Annotated in this window: 13 protein-coding genes; 9 read left to right on the forward strand and 4 right to left on the reverse strand. The window is 69.0% G+C overall.

The window, feature by feature from the left end:
- Nucleotides 1-122 precede the first annotated feature (122 nt).
- The 4 genes from guaB (at nt 123) to P6F26_RS19695 (ending at nt 5,475) form a co-directional block, all read left to right on the forward strand.
- A complete protein-coding gene (gene guaB / locus P6F26_RS09875) occupies nt 123-1,577 on the forward strand; it encodes an IMP dehydrogenase (protein ID WP_278028518.1) in 1,455 nt (484 codons plus the stop codon).
- Between the two features lie 31 nt (nt 1,578-1,608).
- On the forward strand, nt 1,609-2,787 hold the full coding sequence (locus P6F26_RS09880; RefSeq protein WP_278028519.1) for an RsmB/NOP family class I SAM-dependent RNA methyltransferase: 1,179 nt from the start codon (nt 1,609-1,611) through the stop codon (nt 2,785-2,787).
- Between the two features lie 159 nt (nt 2,788-2,946).
- The gene (locus tag P6F26_RS09885) at nt 2,947-4,002 is read left to right on the forward strand and encodes a PAS domain-containing protein (RefSeq protein ID WP_278028520.1); all 1,056 of its coding nucleotides are present in this window, start codon (nt 2,947-2,949) and stop codon (nt 4,000-4,002) included.
- 102 nt (nt 4,003-4,104) lie between these two features.
- Nucleotides 4,105-5,475 carry an ATP-binding protein gene (locus P6F26_RS19695; protein WP_430736740.1) on the forward strand — a complete coding sequence of 457 codons (1,371 nt, stop codon included), beginning with the start codon at nt 4,105-4,107 and terminating at the stop codon, nt 5,473-5,475.
- Here the strand turns inward: P6F26_RS19695 and P6F26_RS09900 are convergent.
- Nucleotides 5,444-6,088: a gamma-glutamyl kinase gene (locus tag P6F26_RS09900; protein ID WP_278028521.1), complete on the reverse strand. Its 645-nt coding sequence runs from the start codon at nt 6,086-6,088 to the stop codon at nt 5,444-5,446. The two genes, P6F26_RS19695 and P6F26_RS09900, sit on opposite strands and share 32 nt — an antisense overlap.
- 187 nt (nt 6,089-6,275) lie before the next feature.
- Between P6F26_RS09900 and recA the strand changes: the two genes are divergently transcribed.
- From recA to P6F26_RS09925, 5 genes are all read left to right on the forward strand, one after another.
- Nucleotides 6,276-7,346 carry a recombinase RecA gene (gene recA, locus P6F26_RS09905; RefSeq protein ID WP_278028522.1) on the forward strand — a complete coding sequence of 357 codons (1,071 nt, stop codon included), beginning with the start codon at nt 6,276-6,278 and terminating at the stop codon, nt 7,344-7,346.
- Between the two features lie 157 nt (nt 7,347-7,503).
- Nucleotides 7,504-10,167 carry an alanine--tRNA ligase gene (alaS, locus tag P6F26_RS09910; RefSeq protein WP_278028523.1) on the forward strand — a complete coding sequence of 888 codons (2,664 nt, stop codon included), beginning with the start codon at nt 7,504-7,506 and terminating at the stop codon, nt 10,165-10,167.
- 1 nt (nt 10,168) lies between these two features.
- Nucleotides 10,169-10,459: a DUF1330 domain-containing protein gene (locus P6F26_RS09915; RefSeq protein WP_278028524.1), complete on the forward strand. Its 291-nt coding sequence runs from the start codon at nt 10,169-10,171 to the stop codon at nt 10,457-10,459.
- A gap of 79 nt (nt 10,460-10,538) precedes the next feature.
- Nucleotides 10,539-12,233, forward strand: coding sequence for an adenine deaminase (gene ade, locus P6F26_RS09920; RefSeq protein ID WP_278028525.1), 1,695 nt, complete (start codon nt 10,539-10,541; stop codon nt 12,231-12,233).
- A gap of 84 nt (nt 12,234-12,317) precedes the next feature.
- Complete coding sequence (locus P6F26_RS09925) at nt 12,318-14,519, forward strand: NADP-dependent isocitrate dehydrogenase (RefSeq protein ID WP_278028526.1); 2,202 nt, start codon at nt 12,318-12,320, stop codon at nt 14,517-14,519.
- Nucleotides 14,520-14,559: 40 nt separating this feature from the next.
- Here the strand turns inward: P6F26_RS09925 and pcaG are convergent, their stop codons facing one another.
- From pcaG to pcaC, 3 genes are read right to left on the reverse strand one after another with little or no spacing between them, the layout of a single operon-like run.
- Complete coding sequence (gene pcaG, locus P6F26_RS09930) at nt 14,560-15,159, reverse strand: protocatechuate 3,4-dioxygenase subunit alpha (protein WP_278028527.1); 600 nt, start codon at nt 15,157-15,159, stop codon at nt 14,560-14,562.
- On the reverse strand, nt 15,159-15,881 hold the full coding sequence (pcaH, locus tag P6F26_RS09935; protein WP_278028528.1) for a protocatechuate 3,4-dioxygenase subunit beta: 723 nt from the start codon (nt 15,879-15,881) through the stop codon (nt 15,159-15,161). The genes pcaG and pcaH overlap by 1 nt, the downstream gene beginning before the upstream one ends.
- Nucleotides 15,874-16,263: a 4-carboxymuconolactone decarboxylase gene (pcaC, locus tag P6F26_RS09940; protein WP_278028529.1), complete on the reverse strand. Its 390-nt coding sequence runs from the start codon at nt 16,261-16,263 to the stop codon at nt 15,874-15,876. Before pcaC ends, pcaH begins: the two co-directional genes overlap by 8 nt.
- Nucleotides 16,264-16,267: the final 4 nt, after the last annotated feature.

Consider the following 16,267-nt stretch of genomic DNA (forward strand, 5'->3'; position numbering starts at 1 on the left):
GCCCCGAGGCGGCGCTCGGCCCCTTCCGCGCAGGCCGCCGCGAGGCCGGCCATTTCGCTCTTTCCCTCCCGCCCGCCACATGAGATAGGGACGCGCCAACGCAGAACCCCAAGGAGAGTCCGATGGAGATTCGCGAGGCGCTTACCTTCGACGACGTGCTTCTGGTTCCCGACGCGAGTGTCGTGCTTCCCTCGGATGTCGACACGAGGACGCGGGTCACGAAGTCGATCAAGCTCAACATTCCGCTTCTCAGCTCGGCCATGGACACCGTGACCGAGGCGCGCATGGCCATCGCGATGGCGCAGGCCGGCGGCATGGGGGTCATCCATCGCAATCTCGACATCGACGCACAGTCGCGCGAGGTGCGCCGCGTGAAGCGTTTCGAAAGCGGCATCGTCTACAACCCCGTCACGCTCACGCCGGACCAGACGCTCGCCGACGCCAAGGCCCTGATTGAGCGCTACGGCTTCAGCGGCTTTCCCGTCGTCGACGAGAAGCGGCGCGTCCTAGGGATCGTGACGAACCGCGACATGCGCTTCGCCGAGGCGGACGACACGCCGGTGCGCGTCATGATGACGTCCGACAACCTCGCCATACTGCGCGAGCCCGCGGATCGGGGCGAGGCGATCTCGCTGATGAAGGCGCGGCGCATCGAGAAGCTTCTCGTGACCGACGCCGAGGGAAAGCTCACCGGGCTTCTGACGCTAAAGGACACCGAGCGCGCGGTCCTGAACCCCTCCGCGTGCAAGGACGAACTCGGGCGCCTGCGGGTGGCGGCAGCGACGACGGTGGGCGACGCGGGCTTCGAGAGGTCGGCCGCGCTTGTCGATGCGGGCTGCGACCTCATCGTGATCGACACCGCGCACGGCCATTCCGCCAGCGTGGCCGAGGCCGTCCGCCGGGTGAAGGCGATGTCGAACTCCGTGCAGGTCGTCGCGGGCAACGTGGCCACCGCCGAGGCGACACGCGCGCTCATCGACGCGGGTGCGGACGCCGTCAAGGTCGGCATCGGCCCCGGCTCGATCTGCACCACGCGCATCGTGGCGGGCGTGGGCGTGCCGCAGCTGACGGCGATCATGGATTGCGCGGCCGCCGCGCGCGAGAGCGGCACTCCGATCATCGCGGATGGCGGCATCAAGTATTCCGGCGACTTCGCGAAGGCGATCGCGGCGGGGGCGGACTGCGCCATGGTGGGCTCGATGATCGCGGGCACCGACGAAAGCCCGGGCGAAGTCATCCTGTTCCAGGGCCGGAGCTTCAAGTCCTATCGCGGCATGGGATCGCTCAACGCGATGGCCCGCGGCTCGGCGGACCGCTATTTCCAGAAAGACGCGGCGTCCGACAAGCTGGTGCCCGAAGGCATCGAGGGCCAGGTGCCCTACAAGGGCCCCGCCGGTACGGTGATCCACCAGATGATCGGCGGCCTCAGGGCGGCGATGGGATACACGGGCTGCGCCAATATCGACGAGATGCGCTCGAAGAGCCGTTTCGTGCGGATCACGGGGGCCGGTCTGAAGGAATCTCACGTCCACGACGTGCAGATCACCCGCGAGAGCCCGAATTATCAGGCAAGCTGAACGGTTTGCGGGCCGTGGTTGAAGTGCGAAGATGACCCCCGCAGCCCGTGCCTCCGCTGCCATTTCCGTGCTGGACGGCTGGCTTGGCGGTCTTGCCGCGGAACAGGCGCTGTCGCGGTGGTCGCGCGGCGCGCGCTATGCGGGCTCGGGGGACCGCGCCGCGGTGCGCGATCTCGTCTTCGATGTTCTGCGGCACATGGAAAGCGCGGCGCAGGCGGGCGGTGCCGCGGATGGCCGCGGCCTCGTTCTGGGGCTTCTTCGGCTCCGGGGGAGCGATCCCGCCTCTCTCTTTGACGGCGTGGGTTACGGGCCGGAGCCGCTGACGGAGGCGGAGACGGCTTTCGCCGAGCGTCCGCTGCGGCCGCCGGAGCCCGGCACCGACATCCCGCCATGGCTGCGGGAGGCGATCGGGTTGCGGGCCGAGGACGCCGCCGCCCGCGACACGCTGTTCGCGGCCCTCTGCGAGCGCGCGCCGGTCTGGCTGCGCGTCGTCCTGCGCCGGACGACCCGAGATGCCGCGCAGGCGCGCCTCGACGCCGAGGGCATCGCCACACGGCCTGACCCAGGCTGCGACACTGCCCTTCTGGTCACGGGGGGCGCCCGCTCCCTCCGCGGCTCGGCCGCCTACCGTGACGGGCTCGTGGAGTTGCAGGACCTGTCCGCCCAACGTGCCGTCGCGTCCGTTCCCTGGCCCTCCAGGGGGCGCATCCTCGACTTCTGCGCGGGCGGCGGCGGCAAGGCGCTTGCGATCACCGACCGCACCGGGGCCGCGGTGCTGGCCCATGACGCCTCCGAGCGGCGAATGTCGGACCTGCCGGCCCGGGCCGCGCGCGCGGGCGTCACGATCGAGCGGCTTGCGTCCGGGCAGGCGGCTGCGCGGGCGCCCTACGAGGCCGTCCTGTGCGACGTGCCGTGTTCGGGCACGGGCACCTGGCGCCGTGACCCCGAGGCGAAATGGCGGCTTGCGCCCGAGCGGCTGGACGAATTGCGGCAGCTCCAGGCGCATATCCTCGACGAGGCCGCCCCCCTCGTCGCCGAGGGCGGTCTTCTGGTCTACATGACCTGCTCGCTTCTCGCCTGCGAGGACGAGGAGCAGGTGGCCGCGTTCCTGCGCCGCGCGCCGGGCTGGCGGCAGGAGGGCGCGCGCCTCGACACGCCCCTGAGCGCATCGGACGGCTTCTACACAGCGATCCTGCGCCGCACCGCCTGAGCGTGCGCTACCATTTTTCTTTTCAAGCGGCGTTTTTCGGGCATTTTAAGCGTCGTTTAAGGTTTCCCGTGCAGGCTGGTGTCCTGTGGCAGTGGCGGACACGGGCGGACGCAAGTCCTTCGTGGTGGGGAAGGGCGGTATGGAACGGATCGGACGGGCATGAGCGACCAGGCAGACGCGCCCGCGCCGGCGGGCCCGCCGTCCGTGCTGTGGGCGGCGCAACCGCTCATGCTGCTTGTTCTGGGGCTTGTCGCGGCACTTGGCGCCTATCTCGCCTCTGACGCGCAGCTTTCCTTCGTGCTGGTCGGGGCGGGGGGAGGATGTTTCGCGGCCGGGGTGCTCCTCGGGGCGCGGGGCTACCGTGTCGCGCGCCTTGCGCATCGCGACCTGCGGCGGGCGATGGACCTCGTGCGCCATGATCCGTCCCCGTCCTTCATCACCGACGCCACCGGCGCCGTCGTGGCGCAGAACGCCTCGGCCCAGCGGCGCTTCGGCGACAGGACGGGCCAGCCGATGGCGCGCGCCGTGGGCGCGATCCTGCCCAACGCGTCCGCGGTGGTGTTCCGCCAGGAAACCGCCGTGGCCCGGCGCGACGCCGCGCACGAGACCATCGTGACCCCGCGCGGCGCGGTGCGGCTTCTGGCGCATCGCCTCGGGGGCGGCATCTTCTGGCGGCTGGAGGACACGACCGATGCCATGCGCACAGGCTACGGTATCGGCCTGCCGATGATGGTGGTCAGCCACACCGACACCGTCCTGTCGCTGAACGACGCCATGCACGAGGTTCTGGGCCGGCGCGCCGACAGCCTGTCCGACGTGTTTCCCGACATGCCGCTCGTGGCCGGCCGCCGCACCCGGATGCTGGGCGCGGAGGGCCCGATCGAGGTCGTTCCGATCGTCGTGGCGGCCCGGGACGGCCGGCGCGAGATCTACGCCGTGCCGGGTCTCGCCGAGCCGCCCGCGGCCTCCGTCGCGGCCCGCGCGTTCGAGGCGCTTCCCGTCGCGCTCCTGCATGTCGGGGGGGATGGGCAGGTGCTTGCCTCCAACCGTCAGGCGCAGGCGCTGCTGGGCATCGGCCCGGCCGAGCGCGGGTCGCTCTCGAAGCTGGTGGACGGTCTGGGCCGCCCGGTGCGCGATTGGGTCGCCGACAGCCTCGCCGAAAGCATTCCGCCGCGCGCCGAGTTCGTCCGCGCGAAGAAGCGCCATGACGAATGATTCCTCCAGATCTCGCTCAGCCGCATCAGCGACGCCACGGGGCCGTCGCTTCTGGCGGTGCTCCATGACGCGACCGAGCTCAAGACGCTGGAGCAGCAGTTCGTGCAGAGCCAGAAGATGCAGGCCATCGGCGAACTGGCGGGCGGCGTCGCGCATGACTTCAACAACCTGCTCACGGCGATCACCGGGCATTGCGACCTCGTGCTCCTGCGCCACGACCAGGGCGACGAGGATTACGCGGACCTCGTCCAGATCAACCAGAACGCCAACCGCGCGGCCGCTCTCGTCGGGCAGCTTCTGGCGTTCTCGCGCAAGCAGACGCTGGAGCCCGACGTCGTGGACCTGCGCGACACGATGGGCGAACTGACGCATCTGCTCAACCGGCTCGTGGGCGAGAAGATCACGCTGACGCTGAACCATGATCCGGGGCTGCTTCCGGTGCGCGTCGATCGCCGCCAGCTCGACCAGGTGATCATGAACCTCGTGGTGAACGCGCGCGACGCGATGCCCGAGGGGGGCGAGATCCGGGTCGAGACGCGCGTCCTGCGCCTGCGCGAGCCGCTCCACCGGGAAAGCGCGGCCGTGCCCAAGGGCAACTACGTCACGATCCGCGTCCGCGACGAGGGGCATGGCATCCCCAGCGACAAGCTGAACCGGATATTCGAGCCCTTCTTCACGACCAAGAAGGTCGGCGAAGGCACCGGGCTTGGCCTGTCGATGGCCTACGGCATCGTCAAGCAGACCGGCGGGTACATCTTCGTGGACAGCGTCGTGGGCAAGGGGACGACCTTCACAATCTACATCCCCGTCTACGATGTCCCCGCCGGCCTTGCGGGGGCGCCGCGCCTCGTGTCGGCGGCCGACCGCGGGGCGACGCCCGGTCCCGCGGCACGTCGGGCGGCGGAAGGGGCGTCGGCGCCCTTGCAGGGCGCCCTCGGGCAGGAAGCGCATGGCTCACACGGCCCCGCGCCCTCCACCGCGTCCTCCACCGGGGCCGCGCCGGGGCCGCGCGCCGTTGAGGCCGGACAACCCCTCGATGCGTCGCGGCCGGCACCGGCCCCGGCATCCCGACCCGCGCGGGGCAGGCCGCAAGACGGGCGGCCGGACGGTTCTGCCGTGGTCCTTCTGGTGGAGGACGAGGCGCCGGTGCGCGCCTTCGCCTCGCGCGCGTTGCAGCTGCGCGGCTACAAGGTCATCGAGGCGGACTGCGCCGAAGCGGCGCTGCGGACGCTGGCGACGACGCAGACCGGGATCGACCTCTTCGTGACCGATGTGGTGATGCCCGGCATGGATGGGCCAAGCTGGGTTCGGGAGGCGTTGAAGATCCGACCGGGAACCAAGGTCGTCTTCGTCTCGGGCTACTCGGAGGAGGACATCGAGGACCTGTCGTGGGGCATTCCCGACGCGGTGTTCCTGCCCAAGCCCTTCACGCTTGCGGAGCTTACGGCGACGGTGGCGCGGCAGCTTCACTGACCCGCGCGTAGCGCCCCGCGCAAAGATCGTCCCATAGCGCGAAGTCGGCCGCCGCCTCGCGGCGCAGCCGCGCGTCGAGCTCCTGCGGAAGATGCGGCTCCGGGCCGGCGGGCGAGACGTTGCGCCGCTCGAGGCTCACCGAGACCGACAGGCGGTTTTCCAGGAACGCGACCGCCTCCTCCAGCCGGTCGTGCCGGAAGAGGTGATCGGCGCCCGGACGCCCGCCCTCGTCCGAGAGGAACCGCGACTGCCGCCCGATCCGGGCGAATTCCGCCGGCTGGTCCTGAAGCCACGCGGCCACGAAGTCCTCGAAACCGATCCCTTCCGTCGATTGCGGCCGGCCCGAGATCGCGGGGCGCCCGCGATAGCGATGCCAGCTCGAAAGCCAGCCGACCGGCTCGCGCATCACCGCCATCACCTCCAGCGGCCGCGCCCCGTCGTTCTCGAAGATCCGCGCCAGCTGCCTGCGCCAGCGGCGGAGATTGCAGTGCTTCAGCCCCGGAGGATGCAGGATCGAGGCGTCGGCATGGGGCAGGAAGGCGGCCTCGAGCGCGGTCGTGCCGGTCTTGGGAACCGCCAGCAGCACCAGCCGCGCCTTCCAGAATACCAGCATTTCCTGCCTCCAACGATGCAGCGGCCGAACCTAACCCTTTCTTAACCTGTCACGATCAAAAAGGGGATGAGCAAGATTCATCTTGAAATGTTCCCTTTTTGTTTGCTACCGGTAAATGAGAACAAGAGGCGAACAAGAGCACTGCATTGCCGCGCGTGCGGCCGCATGACATAAGGGGCGAAATTCCATGGCAACGGCGAACCTCCTCGACATGACCGACCGCAAATCGGCCGACAAGCAGAAGGCGCTTGACAGCGCGCTGGCCCAGATCGAACGTCAGTTCGGCAAGGGCTCGATCATGAAGCTCGGCGGCGACAATCCTTTCCGGGACATCGAGGCGACCTCGACGGGCTCGCTCGGCCTCGACATCGCGCTCGGCATCGGCGGGCTGCCGAAGGGCCGCATCATCGAGATCTACGGCCCCGAAAGCTCGGGCAAGACGACGCTGACGCTGCACGTCGTGGCCGAAGAACAGAAGAAGGGCGGCGTCTGCGCCTTCGTCGACGCCGAACACGCGCTCGACCCGCAATACGCCAAGAAGCTTGGCGTGGACCTCGACGAGCTTCTGATTTCGCAGCCCGACACCGGCGAGCAGGCGCTGGAGATCACCGACACGCTGGTGCGCTCGGGCGCGGTCAGTCTCGTCGTGGTCGATTCGGTCGCGGCCCTCACGCCGAAATCCGAGCTTGAGGGCGACATGGGCGACTCGTCCGTGGGCGTGCACGCGCGGCTCATGTCGCAGGCGATGCGCAAGCTCACGGGCTCGATCAGCCGCTCGAACTGCATGGTGATCTTCATCAACCAGATCCGGATGAAGATCGGCGTCATGTTCGGCTCGCCCGAGACGACGACGGGCGGCAACGCGCTCAAGTTCTACTCGTCCGTCCGCCTCGACATCCGCCGCATCGGCGCGATCAAGGACCGCGACGAGGTGGTGGGCAACGCGACCCGCGTGAAGGTCGTCAAGAACAAGGTGGCGCCGCCGTTCAAGCAGGTCGAATTCGACATCATGTATGGCGAGGGCATCTCGAAGATGGGCGAGCTGATCGACCTCGGGGTGAAGGCCGGCGTGGTCGAGAAATCGGGGTCATGGTTCTCGTACGGGGACGAGCGCATCGGGCAGGGACGCGAGAACGCCAAGCAGTTCCTGCGCGAGAACCCCGACGTGGCGCTGTCCATCGAGGACAAGATCCGCGCGGCCCACGGCCTGGACTTCGGCGCCTCCGACGAGGACGACACGGCCATGGTCGAGGATTGACCGGCCGCGCGCCGAGCAATCTAGCGGTCAGAGGCTTCATGGGGGCGGTCTTCGGACCGCCCTTTTGCCGTGTTGTGCCCCCTCGCTTATGGACACGGACCATGGCCGGCTATACATCCGCTCCCTGACCCTTTCCCCGACGACAGACGCGCATCCCATGGCCAGCCTGAACGACATTCGCACGACCTTCCTCGATTATTACCGCCGCAACGGACACGAGATCGTCGACAGCTCGCCCCTCGTTCCGCGCAACGATCCCACGCTGATGTTCACGAACTCCGGCATGGTCCAGTTCAAGAACCTCTTCACCGGGGTCGAGCACCGCGACTACAAGCGCGCGGCCACGAGCCAGAAATGCGTGCGCGCAGGCGGCAAGCACAACGACCTCGACAACGTGGGCTACACCGCGCGGCACCACACGTTCTTCGAGATGCTGGGGAATTTCTCGTTCGGCGACTACTTCAAGGACGAGGCGATCCCCTTCGCGTGGGAGCTTCTGACCCGCGACTTCGGCATCGACAAGTCCAAGCTTCTGGTGACGGTCTACCACACCGACGACGAGGCGGCGGCGATCTGGAAGAAGGTCGCGGGCCTGCCGGACGAGAAGATCATCCGCATCCCCACGAACGACAACTTCTGGATGATGGGCCCCACCGGCCCCTGCGGACCCTGCACCGAGATCTTCTACGATCACGGGCCCTCGATCTGGGGCGGCCCGCCCGGCAGCCCCGAGGAGGACGGCGACCGGTTCATCGAGATCTGGAACCTCGTCTTCATGCAGTTCGAGCAGTTCGAGGACGGATCTCGCCGGGACCTCGCGGCGCAATCGATCGACACCGGCATGGGCCTCGAGCGGATCGGCGCGCTTCTGCAGGGCAAGCACGACAATTACGACACCGACCTCATGCGCAGCCTGATCGAGGCGTCGGCCCACGTGTCGAACGTCGATCCCGACGGGCCCAAGAACGTGCATCACCGGGTGATCGCGGACCACCTGCGTTCGGTCTCGTTCCTGATCGCCGACGGGGTCATGCCCTCCAACGAGGGACGCGGCTACGTCCTGCGGCGGATCATGCGCCGCGCGATGCGCCACGCGCATCTTCTGGGCACGCAGGATCCGATGATGTTCCGCCTCGTGCCGACGCTGGTGCAGCAGATGGGGCAGGCCTATCCCGAACTCGGCCGCGCGCAGGCGCTGATCACCGAGACGCTGAAGCTCGAGGAAGAGCGTTTCCGCACCACCCTCGAGCGGGGCTTGCGGCTTCTTGACGACGAGCTTGCGAAGCTTCCCGACGGCGCCGAGCTGCCTGGCGAGGCCGCGTTCCGGCTTTACGACACCTACGGCTTCCCGCTCGACCTGACGCAGGATGCGCTGAGGGGCGAGCACCGCGGCGTCGACGTCGAAGGCTTCGAGGCCGCGATGGCCGAGCAGAAGGCCAAGGCGCGCGCGGCCTGGTCCGGCTCGGGCGAGCAGGCCGACGCCGCGATATGGTACGACGTCGCCGAAGAGCACGGGACGACCGAGTTCCTCGGCTACGACACCGAAACCGCCGAGGCCGTCATCCGCGCACTCGTGAAGGGCGGCGAGCGTGCGAACGCGGCGCACGAGGGCGACAGCCTGACCGTCGTGGTGAACCAGACGCCGTTCTACGCCGAGGCGGGCGGTCAGGTGGGCGACACCGGCACGCTCAGGACCGAGACGGGCGAGGCGCGCATCACGGACACGCGCAAGGTCGCGGGCGTCTTCCTGCACATGGCCGAGGTCACGAAGGGCGACATCACGCCCGGCCAGCCCGCCGTGCTCGAGGTGGACCACGCCCGCCGCACCACGATCCGCGCCAACCACTCGGCCACGCACCTCCTGCACGAGGCGCTTCGCCGCGCCCTCGGCGAGCATGTCGCGCAGCGCGGCTCGCTCAACGCACCGGACCGCCTGCGCTTCGACTTCAGCCACACCAAGGCGCTGACGCCCGACGAGATCGCGACGGTCGAGCGCGAGGTGAACGACCTGATCCGCCAGAACGCGCCCGTCGAGACGCGCATCATGACGCCGGACGCGGCGCGCGACCTGGGCGCGCAGGCGCTATTCGGCGAGAAATACGGCGACGAGGTCCGCGTCGTGTCGATGGGCGCGCTGGAGGGCACGGGCAAGGGCCGCGACGGGCAGACCTACTCGATCGAACTCTGCGGCGGCACCCATGTGCGCCAGACCGGCGACATCGGCCTTTGCGTGGTGCTGGGCGACAGCGCGTCCTCGGCCGGCGTCCGCCGCATCGAGGCGCTGACCGGCCCCGCCGCCTTCGAACACCTCGCCGAGCAGGACCGGCGCATGGCCGCGCTGGCGCAGGAGCTCAACGCGACCCCCGCCGAGGTGCTGGCCCGCGTGCGTGCACTGAAGGACGAGCGGCGCAAGCTCGAGAACGAGGTGGCGCAGCTGCGCCAGCAGCTCGCTTTGTCGGGCGGCGGATCCTCGTCCGCACCGGACGTCGCGAAGATCGGCGACATCCCGTTCCTCGCGCAGGCGATTTCGGGCGTCAGCGGCAAGGACCTCGCCGGTCTGATCGACGCCCACAAGGAGCGGATCGGCTCGGGCGCAATACTTCTGATTGCGGATGCGGGCGGCAAGGCCGCGGTGGCGGCCGGCGTGACGGGCGACCTGACCGGCAAGGTCTCGGCGGTCGACCTCGTGCGCGCGGCGGTCGAGCAACTTGGCGGCAAGGGCGGCGGCGGCCGGCCCGACTTCGCGCAGGGCGGCGGGCAGGACCCGTCCCGGGCGCCACAGGCCATCGCCGCGGCCGAAGACGTTCTGAAAGGAGCCTGAGATGCCCGCTGCCTACTGGATCGCCCATGTGACCGTCACCGACGAGGACGCCTACGGCAGGTATGCCGCCCTCGCGAGGGAAGCCATCGAAGCGCATGGCGGCCGGTTCCTCGCGCGCGGCGGAACCGCCATCCAGAAGGAGGGCCGCGCCCATCCGCGCAACGTGGTGGCGCATTTCCCGAGCCTCGAGGCGGCCAATGCCTGCTACGAAAGCGAGACCTACCAGCAGGCGCTCGGCCACGCGCGCGGCGCCTCCAAACGCGACCTGGTGCTGGTCGAGGCGCTGGAATAGCCACTTCCCCCTCGCGCCGGTCACGCGGGTGCGGCATCCTTGGCGCCAGCCCGTGACCGGAACGGCAGGAGGGATAGCCATGGCCGATCTCGAAACGCGTATCGCGGCAGGGCGGGGCGACGCGCCCGCCGATCTCGTCCTTCGCGGGGGGCGGGTCCTCGACTTGATCACGGGCGGCCTCATCGAGGGCGACGTCGCGATCACCGACGGCATCATCGTCGGCACCGGCGAGGACTACGAGGGCCGGGAGGTCGTCGACGTGACCGGCCTCACGCTGGTTCCGGGCTTCATCGACACGCATCTCCACATCGAATCGAGCCTCGTGACGCCCTACGAGTTCGACCGCTGCGTGACCCCGCGGGGCGTCACCACCGCCATCTGCGATCCGCACGAGATCTCCAACGTCATCGGCGCCGAGGGCATCCGCTATTTTCAGGAGGCCTCGCGCCGGACGCTCATGGACATCAGGGTGCAGCTGTCGTCCTGCGTGCCGTCCACCGACATGGAGACGGCGGGCGCGGAGATCGACGCCGCGGGCCTCGCCGCACTCATGGGGCACCCCTCGGGCATCGGCCTTGCGGAATTCATGAACTATCCCGGCGTGATCCACCGCGACCCGCGGGCGATGGCCAAGCTCGCGCTGTTCGAGGGCGGGCACATCGACGGCCACGCCCCGCTTCTGTCGGGCCGCGACCTCAACGCCTATGTTGCCGCCGGGATCTCGACCGAGCACGAGGCCACGAGTGCGGACGAAGCGCGCGAGAAGCTGCGCAAGGGGATGCGCGTCCTGATCCGCGAGGGCTCGGTCTCGAAGGATCTGGAGGCGCTGCAGACGGTCCTGACCGACACGACGGCGCCCTACATGTGCCTGTGCACCGACGACCGCAACCCTCTCGACATCGACGAGGAGGGCCACCTCGACCACATGATCCGGCGGCTCATCGCGATGGGCGCGCCGGTGCTTGCGGTCTACCGCGCGGCCTCGCTTTCCGCGGCCGAGGCGTTCGGCCTGAAGGATCGCGGCCTGATCGCGCCGGGCAAGCGGGCCGATATCGTGGCGGTGGACGATCTTGCGACCTGCCGTGCAAGGGCCGTGTGGGCCGGGGGCCGCGCAGTGACGCCCGAGGCCTTCGCCGCGCGCGACGTGATCCCGCCGGTCGGCCGCAACTCGGTCAAGGCGCCGCCGCTGAGCGCCGACAGCTTCCGCGCGGCGGCCAACCGTGAGGAGACGGACGTCATCGGCATCCTCGAGGGCAAGATCCTGACGGAACACCTGCGCGAGGCGATCCCGAGCGTCGATGGCGACAAGCGCCCCGACCCCGACCGCGACCTCGTCAGGATCGCGGTGGTGGAACGTCACGGGCGCAACGGCAACATCGCCACCGGTTTCGTGAAGGGCTTCGGCCTGAAGGCGGGCGCCATCGCGTCGACCGTCTGCCACGACCACCACAACATCGCCTGCGTCGGCGTCGATTATGCCGACATGGCGCTTGCCGCGGGCCGCCTGTCGGAGATCGAGGGCGGTTTCGTGGTCGCGCGGGACGGCGAGGTCCTGGCCGAGCTTGCGCTGCCCGTCGCGGGCCTGATGAGCCTTGCGGGCTTCGAGGAGGTGCGCGACGACCTCATCGCGTTGCGCAAGGCCGCGGCCTCGCTCGGCGTGACCCTGCAGGAGCCGTTCCTGCAGCTGGCCTTCCTTGCCCTGCCGGTGATCCCGGCGCTGAAGATCACCGACCGGGGCATGGTGGACGTGATCCGGTTCGAGATCATTCCCTGACCCCCCCCTGTGGCACCTTGTTCGGTAGACGGCCATTCCGTTGTGTACTATGGCATACCAAAATCAACCCAAGGGCCGGAATCGATGACTGACAAACCCGACATCATCTACACCAAGGTCGACGAAGCGCCGGAACTGGCGTCCGCCTCGCTTCTGCCGATCGTCCAGAGCTTCGCCTCCGCCGCGGGCGTTTCCGTGGGCACGATGGACATCTCGCTGGCCGGGCGGATCATCGCGGCCTTCCCCGAGCACCTGACCGAAGAGCAGCGCATCCCCGACGACCTTGCGGCGCTTGGCCAGATCGTGAAGACGCCCGACGCCAACGTCATCAAGCTTCCCAACATTTCGGCCTCCGTGCCGCAACTCGTCGCCGCGGTGCGCGAGCTGCAGGCGCAGGGCTATGCGCTGCCCGACTATCCCGAGACGCCCGCGACCGACGCCGAGAAGGACGCCCGCGCGCGCTACGACGCGATAAAGGGCTCGGCGGTGAACCCGGTCCTCCGCGAGGGCAACTCGGACCGCCGCGCGGCCGGCGCCGTCAAGAAGTTCGCGCAGGCCAACCCGCACCGCATGGGCGACTGGTCGGCCGACAGCAAGACGCGCGTCGCCTCCATGCCGGGCGGAGATTTCCGCGCGAACGAGGTTTCGGCCACGCTTCCGGCCGCGGCGACGGCGAAGATCGTGCTCGAGACCGAGGGCGGCGAGGAGATCGTGCTGAAGGATGCCGTCAGCTATCCCGAGGGCACCGTCGTCGACGCCACCTTCATGAGCGCCAGCGCGCTTGACGCCTTTCTCGCCGACGAGATCGAGAAGACGAAGCAGGACGGCGTCCTCTTCTCGCTCCACCTCAAGGCGACGATGATGAAGGTCTCCGACCCGATCATCTTCGGTCATGCCGTGCGCGCCTGGCTGAAGCCCGTCTTCGACGAGTACGGCGACGAGATGAAGGCGCTTGGGGTGAACCCCAATTCAGGCCTCGGCGACCTGCTGGAGCGGGTGAAGGACAACGCCGGGATCATGGCGGCCATCGAACGGGTCCGCGCCGAGCGGCCGCCGATGTACATGGTCGACAGCGACCGCGGCATCACCAACCTGCATGTCCCCTCGGATGTCATCGTGGACGCCTCGATGCCCGCGCTGATCCGTGGCGGCGGCAAGGGCTGGGGCCCGGACGGCAAGGAGCACGACGCGGTTTGCGTGATCCCCGACACGTCCTATGCGCCCGTCTATGACGAGACGATCGCCTTTTTCAAGGAACACGGAAAGCTCGATCCGGCGACGGCGGGCACGGTGCAGAACATCGGCCTGATGGCGCAGAAGGCCGAGGAATACGGCTCGCACCCCACGACCTTCGAGATCCCTCAGGCGGGCACGGTGAAGATGGTGCTTCAGGACGGCACCGTCCTGCACAGCCACGATGTCGCGGCCGGCGACATCTGGCGCTCGGCCAGCGCGCGCAAGGCGCCGATCGAGGATTGGGTTAACCTCGCGATCGAGCGGCAGAACGCGACCGGCTACCGCGCGATCTTCTGGCTCGACGAGACACGCGCCCATGACGCCCAGCTGATCGCCCAGGTCAGGCCGATCCTCGAGGCCCGCGGCGTCGCCGACCGCTTCGAGATCATGGCCCCGCGCGAGGCGACGCGCGCCTCGCTCGAGACGATCACGAAGGGCGAGAACACCATCGCCATCACCGGCAACGTGCTGCGCGACTACCTCACCGACCTGTTCCCGATCCTCGAGCTCGCGACCTCGGCCAAGATGCTGTCGATCGTGAAGCTGATGAACGGGGGCGGCCTGTTCGAGACCGGGGCGGGCGGCTCGGCGCCCAAGCACGTCCAGCAGTTCCATTCCGAGAACCACCTGCGCTGGGACAGCCTCGGGGAATTCTGCGCGCTCGGCGAAAGCCTGAAGTTCCTCGCCGACCAGAAGGACAACGCCAAGGCGCGGATCCTCGGCGAGGGCGTCGAGGCGGCCACGCAGGGCTATCTCGACAACGACAACTCCCCCCAGCGCAAGCCGGGACAGCCCGATACGCGGGACAGCCACTACTGGTTCGCGCGCTACTGGGCCGAGTATCTCGCGGCGCAGACCGAGGATCGCGACCTCGCCGATCACTTCGCGCCCATCGCGCGGGATCTTGCCGGGAAGGAGGCGCAGATCACGCAGGAGATGCGCGCGGACCGTGGCAAGCCTGCCGACCAGGGCGGCTACTACCACCCCGATCCGGCGAAGACGGCGGCCCTACTGCGGCCCTCGGCGACGCTGAACGCCATCATCGGTTGACCGTGCGGCGCGGCGGGCCCAGGGCTCCGCCGCGCCACCCCTACAGGTCGAGGAAAACCGTCTCTCCCTCGCCCTGCAGGAGGATGTCGAAGCGGAACTCGCCCGCGCCTGTTCTCTTCGCGATCAGCGTTTCCACCCTTGGCCTGTGCTCGATCCGGCACAGGAGCGGGTCGGCCGCGTTGTCCTCGTCCTCGAAGTAGATGCGCGTCTGCAGCCCGACGTTGATCCCGCGGGCCACGATCCAGAGCGAGACATGCGGCGCCTGAATCCGCCCGTCGCGCAGCGCCACCGGTCCCGGCCGCACGGTGCGCAACGTGAACTCCCCCGTCTGTCCGTCCGCTGCGAAGCGGCAGAAGCCCGTGACGGCCGGGTCCGCGCCGGGCTCGCCCGGGAACAGGCCGCCCGCGTCGGGCTGCCAGCTTTCGATCAGCGCGTCGCGCAGCGCCCAGCCCGTCCCGTCGAAGACCGCGCCGCGGATCGTCACGATCTCGCCCCGTGCGCCCTCGCGGATCGGGCTTGCGCCCAAGTCCTCGGGGTAGAGGCCCTCGATCCCGGCGAAGCTCGGGATGCACCCGATATGGACGTAAGGCCCCGCCGTCTGGCTGGCCGTTTCCTGTAGAAGATCGAGATTTTGCGCCATCACATCCCCTCCGGCCGCGTCTCGAACATGGTCTGTCGCCGCCCGCGCAGCACGATGTCGAAACGGTAGGCGAGGTAATCCATGCCGCGCGAATTCTGCAGGTCGAGCGGCGCCACAAGCCGCTCGATCTGGCCGCGATCCCTGATCGTGTGGACGATCGGGCAATGCTCGATCAGGGGGTCGCCCTCGAAATACATCTGCGTGACCAGCCGCTGCCCGAAGGCATGGCCGAAAACCGAGAAGTGGATGTGCATCGGCCGCCAGTCGTTCGCGCGGTTGGGCCAGGGATAGGCGCCGGGGCGGATCGTCATGAACTCGTAGCGGCCGGCCTCGTCCGTCAGCGTCCGCCCGCAGCCCCCGAAATCGGGATCGAGGGGCGCGAAGTAGGTGTCCTTGACGTGCCGGTAGCGCCCGCCCGCGTTGGCCTGCCAGATCTCCACCAGCGTCCCCGCCACGCCGCGTCCCGTCTCGTCGAGGACACGGCCGTGGACGCGGATGCGCTCGCCGATGGCGCGACGCGCGCCACGGCTGAAGTTGCGGATCAGGTCATTGTCGAGCGGGCCGATCAGGGAATGCCCGAAGCGGGGCCCTGTCTCCTCGGCGGGCGTGCTTTCCATCGACAGAAGCGGCAGGTTCGGCGCGCGCGTGACCGAGCTCTTGTAGTCGGGATCGCGCGGCGCGGGGTGCAGGGCGTGCCTGCGCGGCATCAGGGGCTCAGTCATCGCCCGCCTCCTCCTTCTCCATCTCGGCGAACGTCGCCTTGGCGAGCCTGATCGCGTGGTTGGCCCTGGGCACGCCCGCGTAGACGGCGACGTGCAGGAAGGCCTGCATCACGTCCTCACGGGTGGCGCCCGTGCGCGCGGTTGCGCGGATGTGCATCGGGATCTCATCGAAGCTGCCCGTCGCCGCCAGAAGCGCCAGCGTCAGCATCGAGCGCTCCCGCAGGCCGATCGTGTCGTCGGCCCAGAGCGTCCCCCATGCGCCCTCGGTGATCATCGTCTGGAACGGCGCGTCGAAATCCGTCTTCGCCGCTTCGGCCCTGTCCACATGCGCGTCGCCCAGCACCTCGCGCCGGGTCGCCATGCCTTTTTCGTAACGGTTCATGCGG

It is taken from the genome of Roseicyclus salinarum (assembly GCF_029624655.1).
Lineage (GTDB): Bacteria > Pseudomonadota > Alphaproteobacteria > Rhodobacterales > Rhodobacteraceae > Roseibacterium > Roseibacterium salinarum.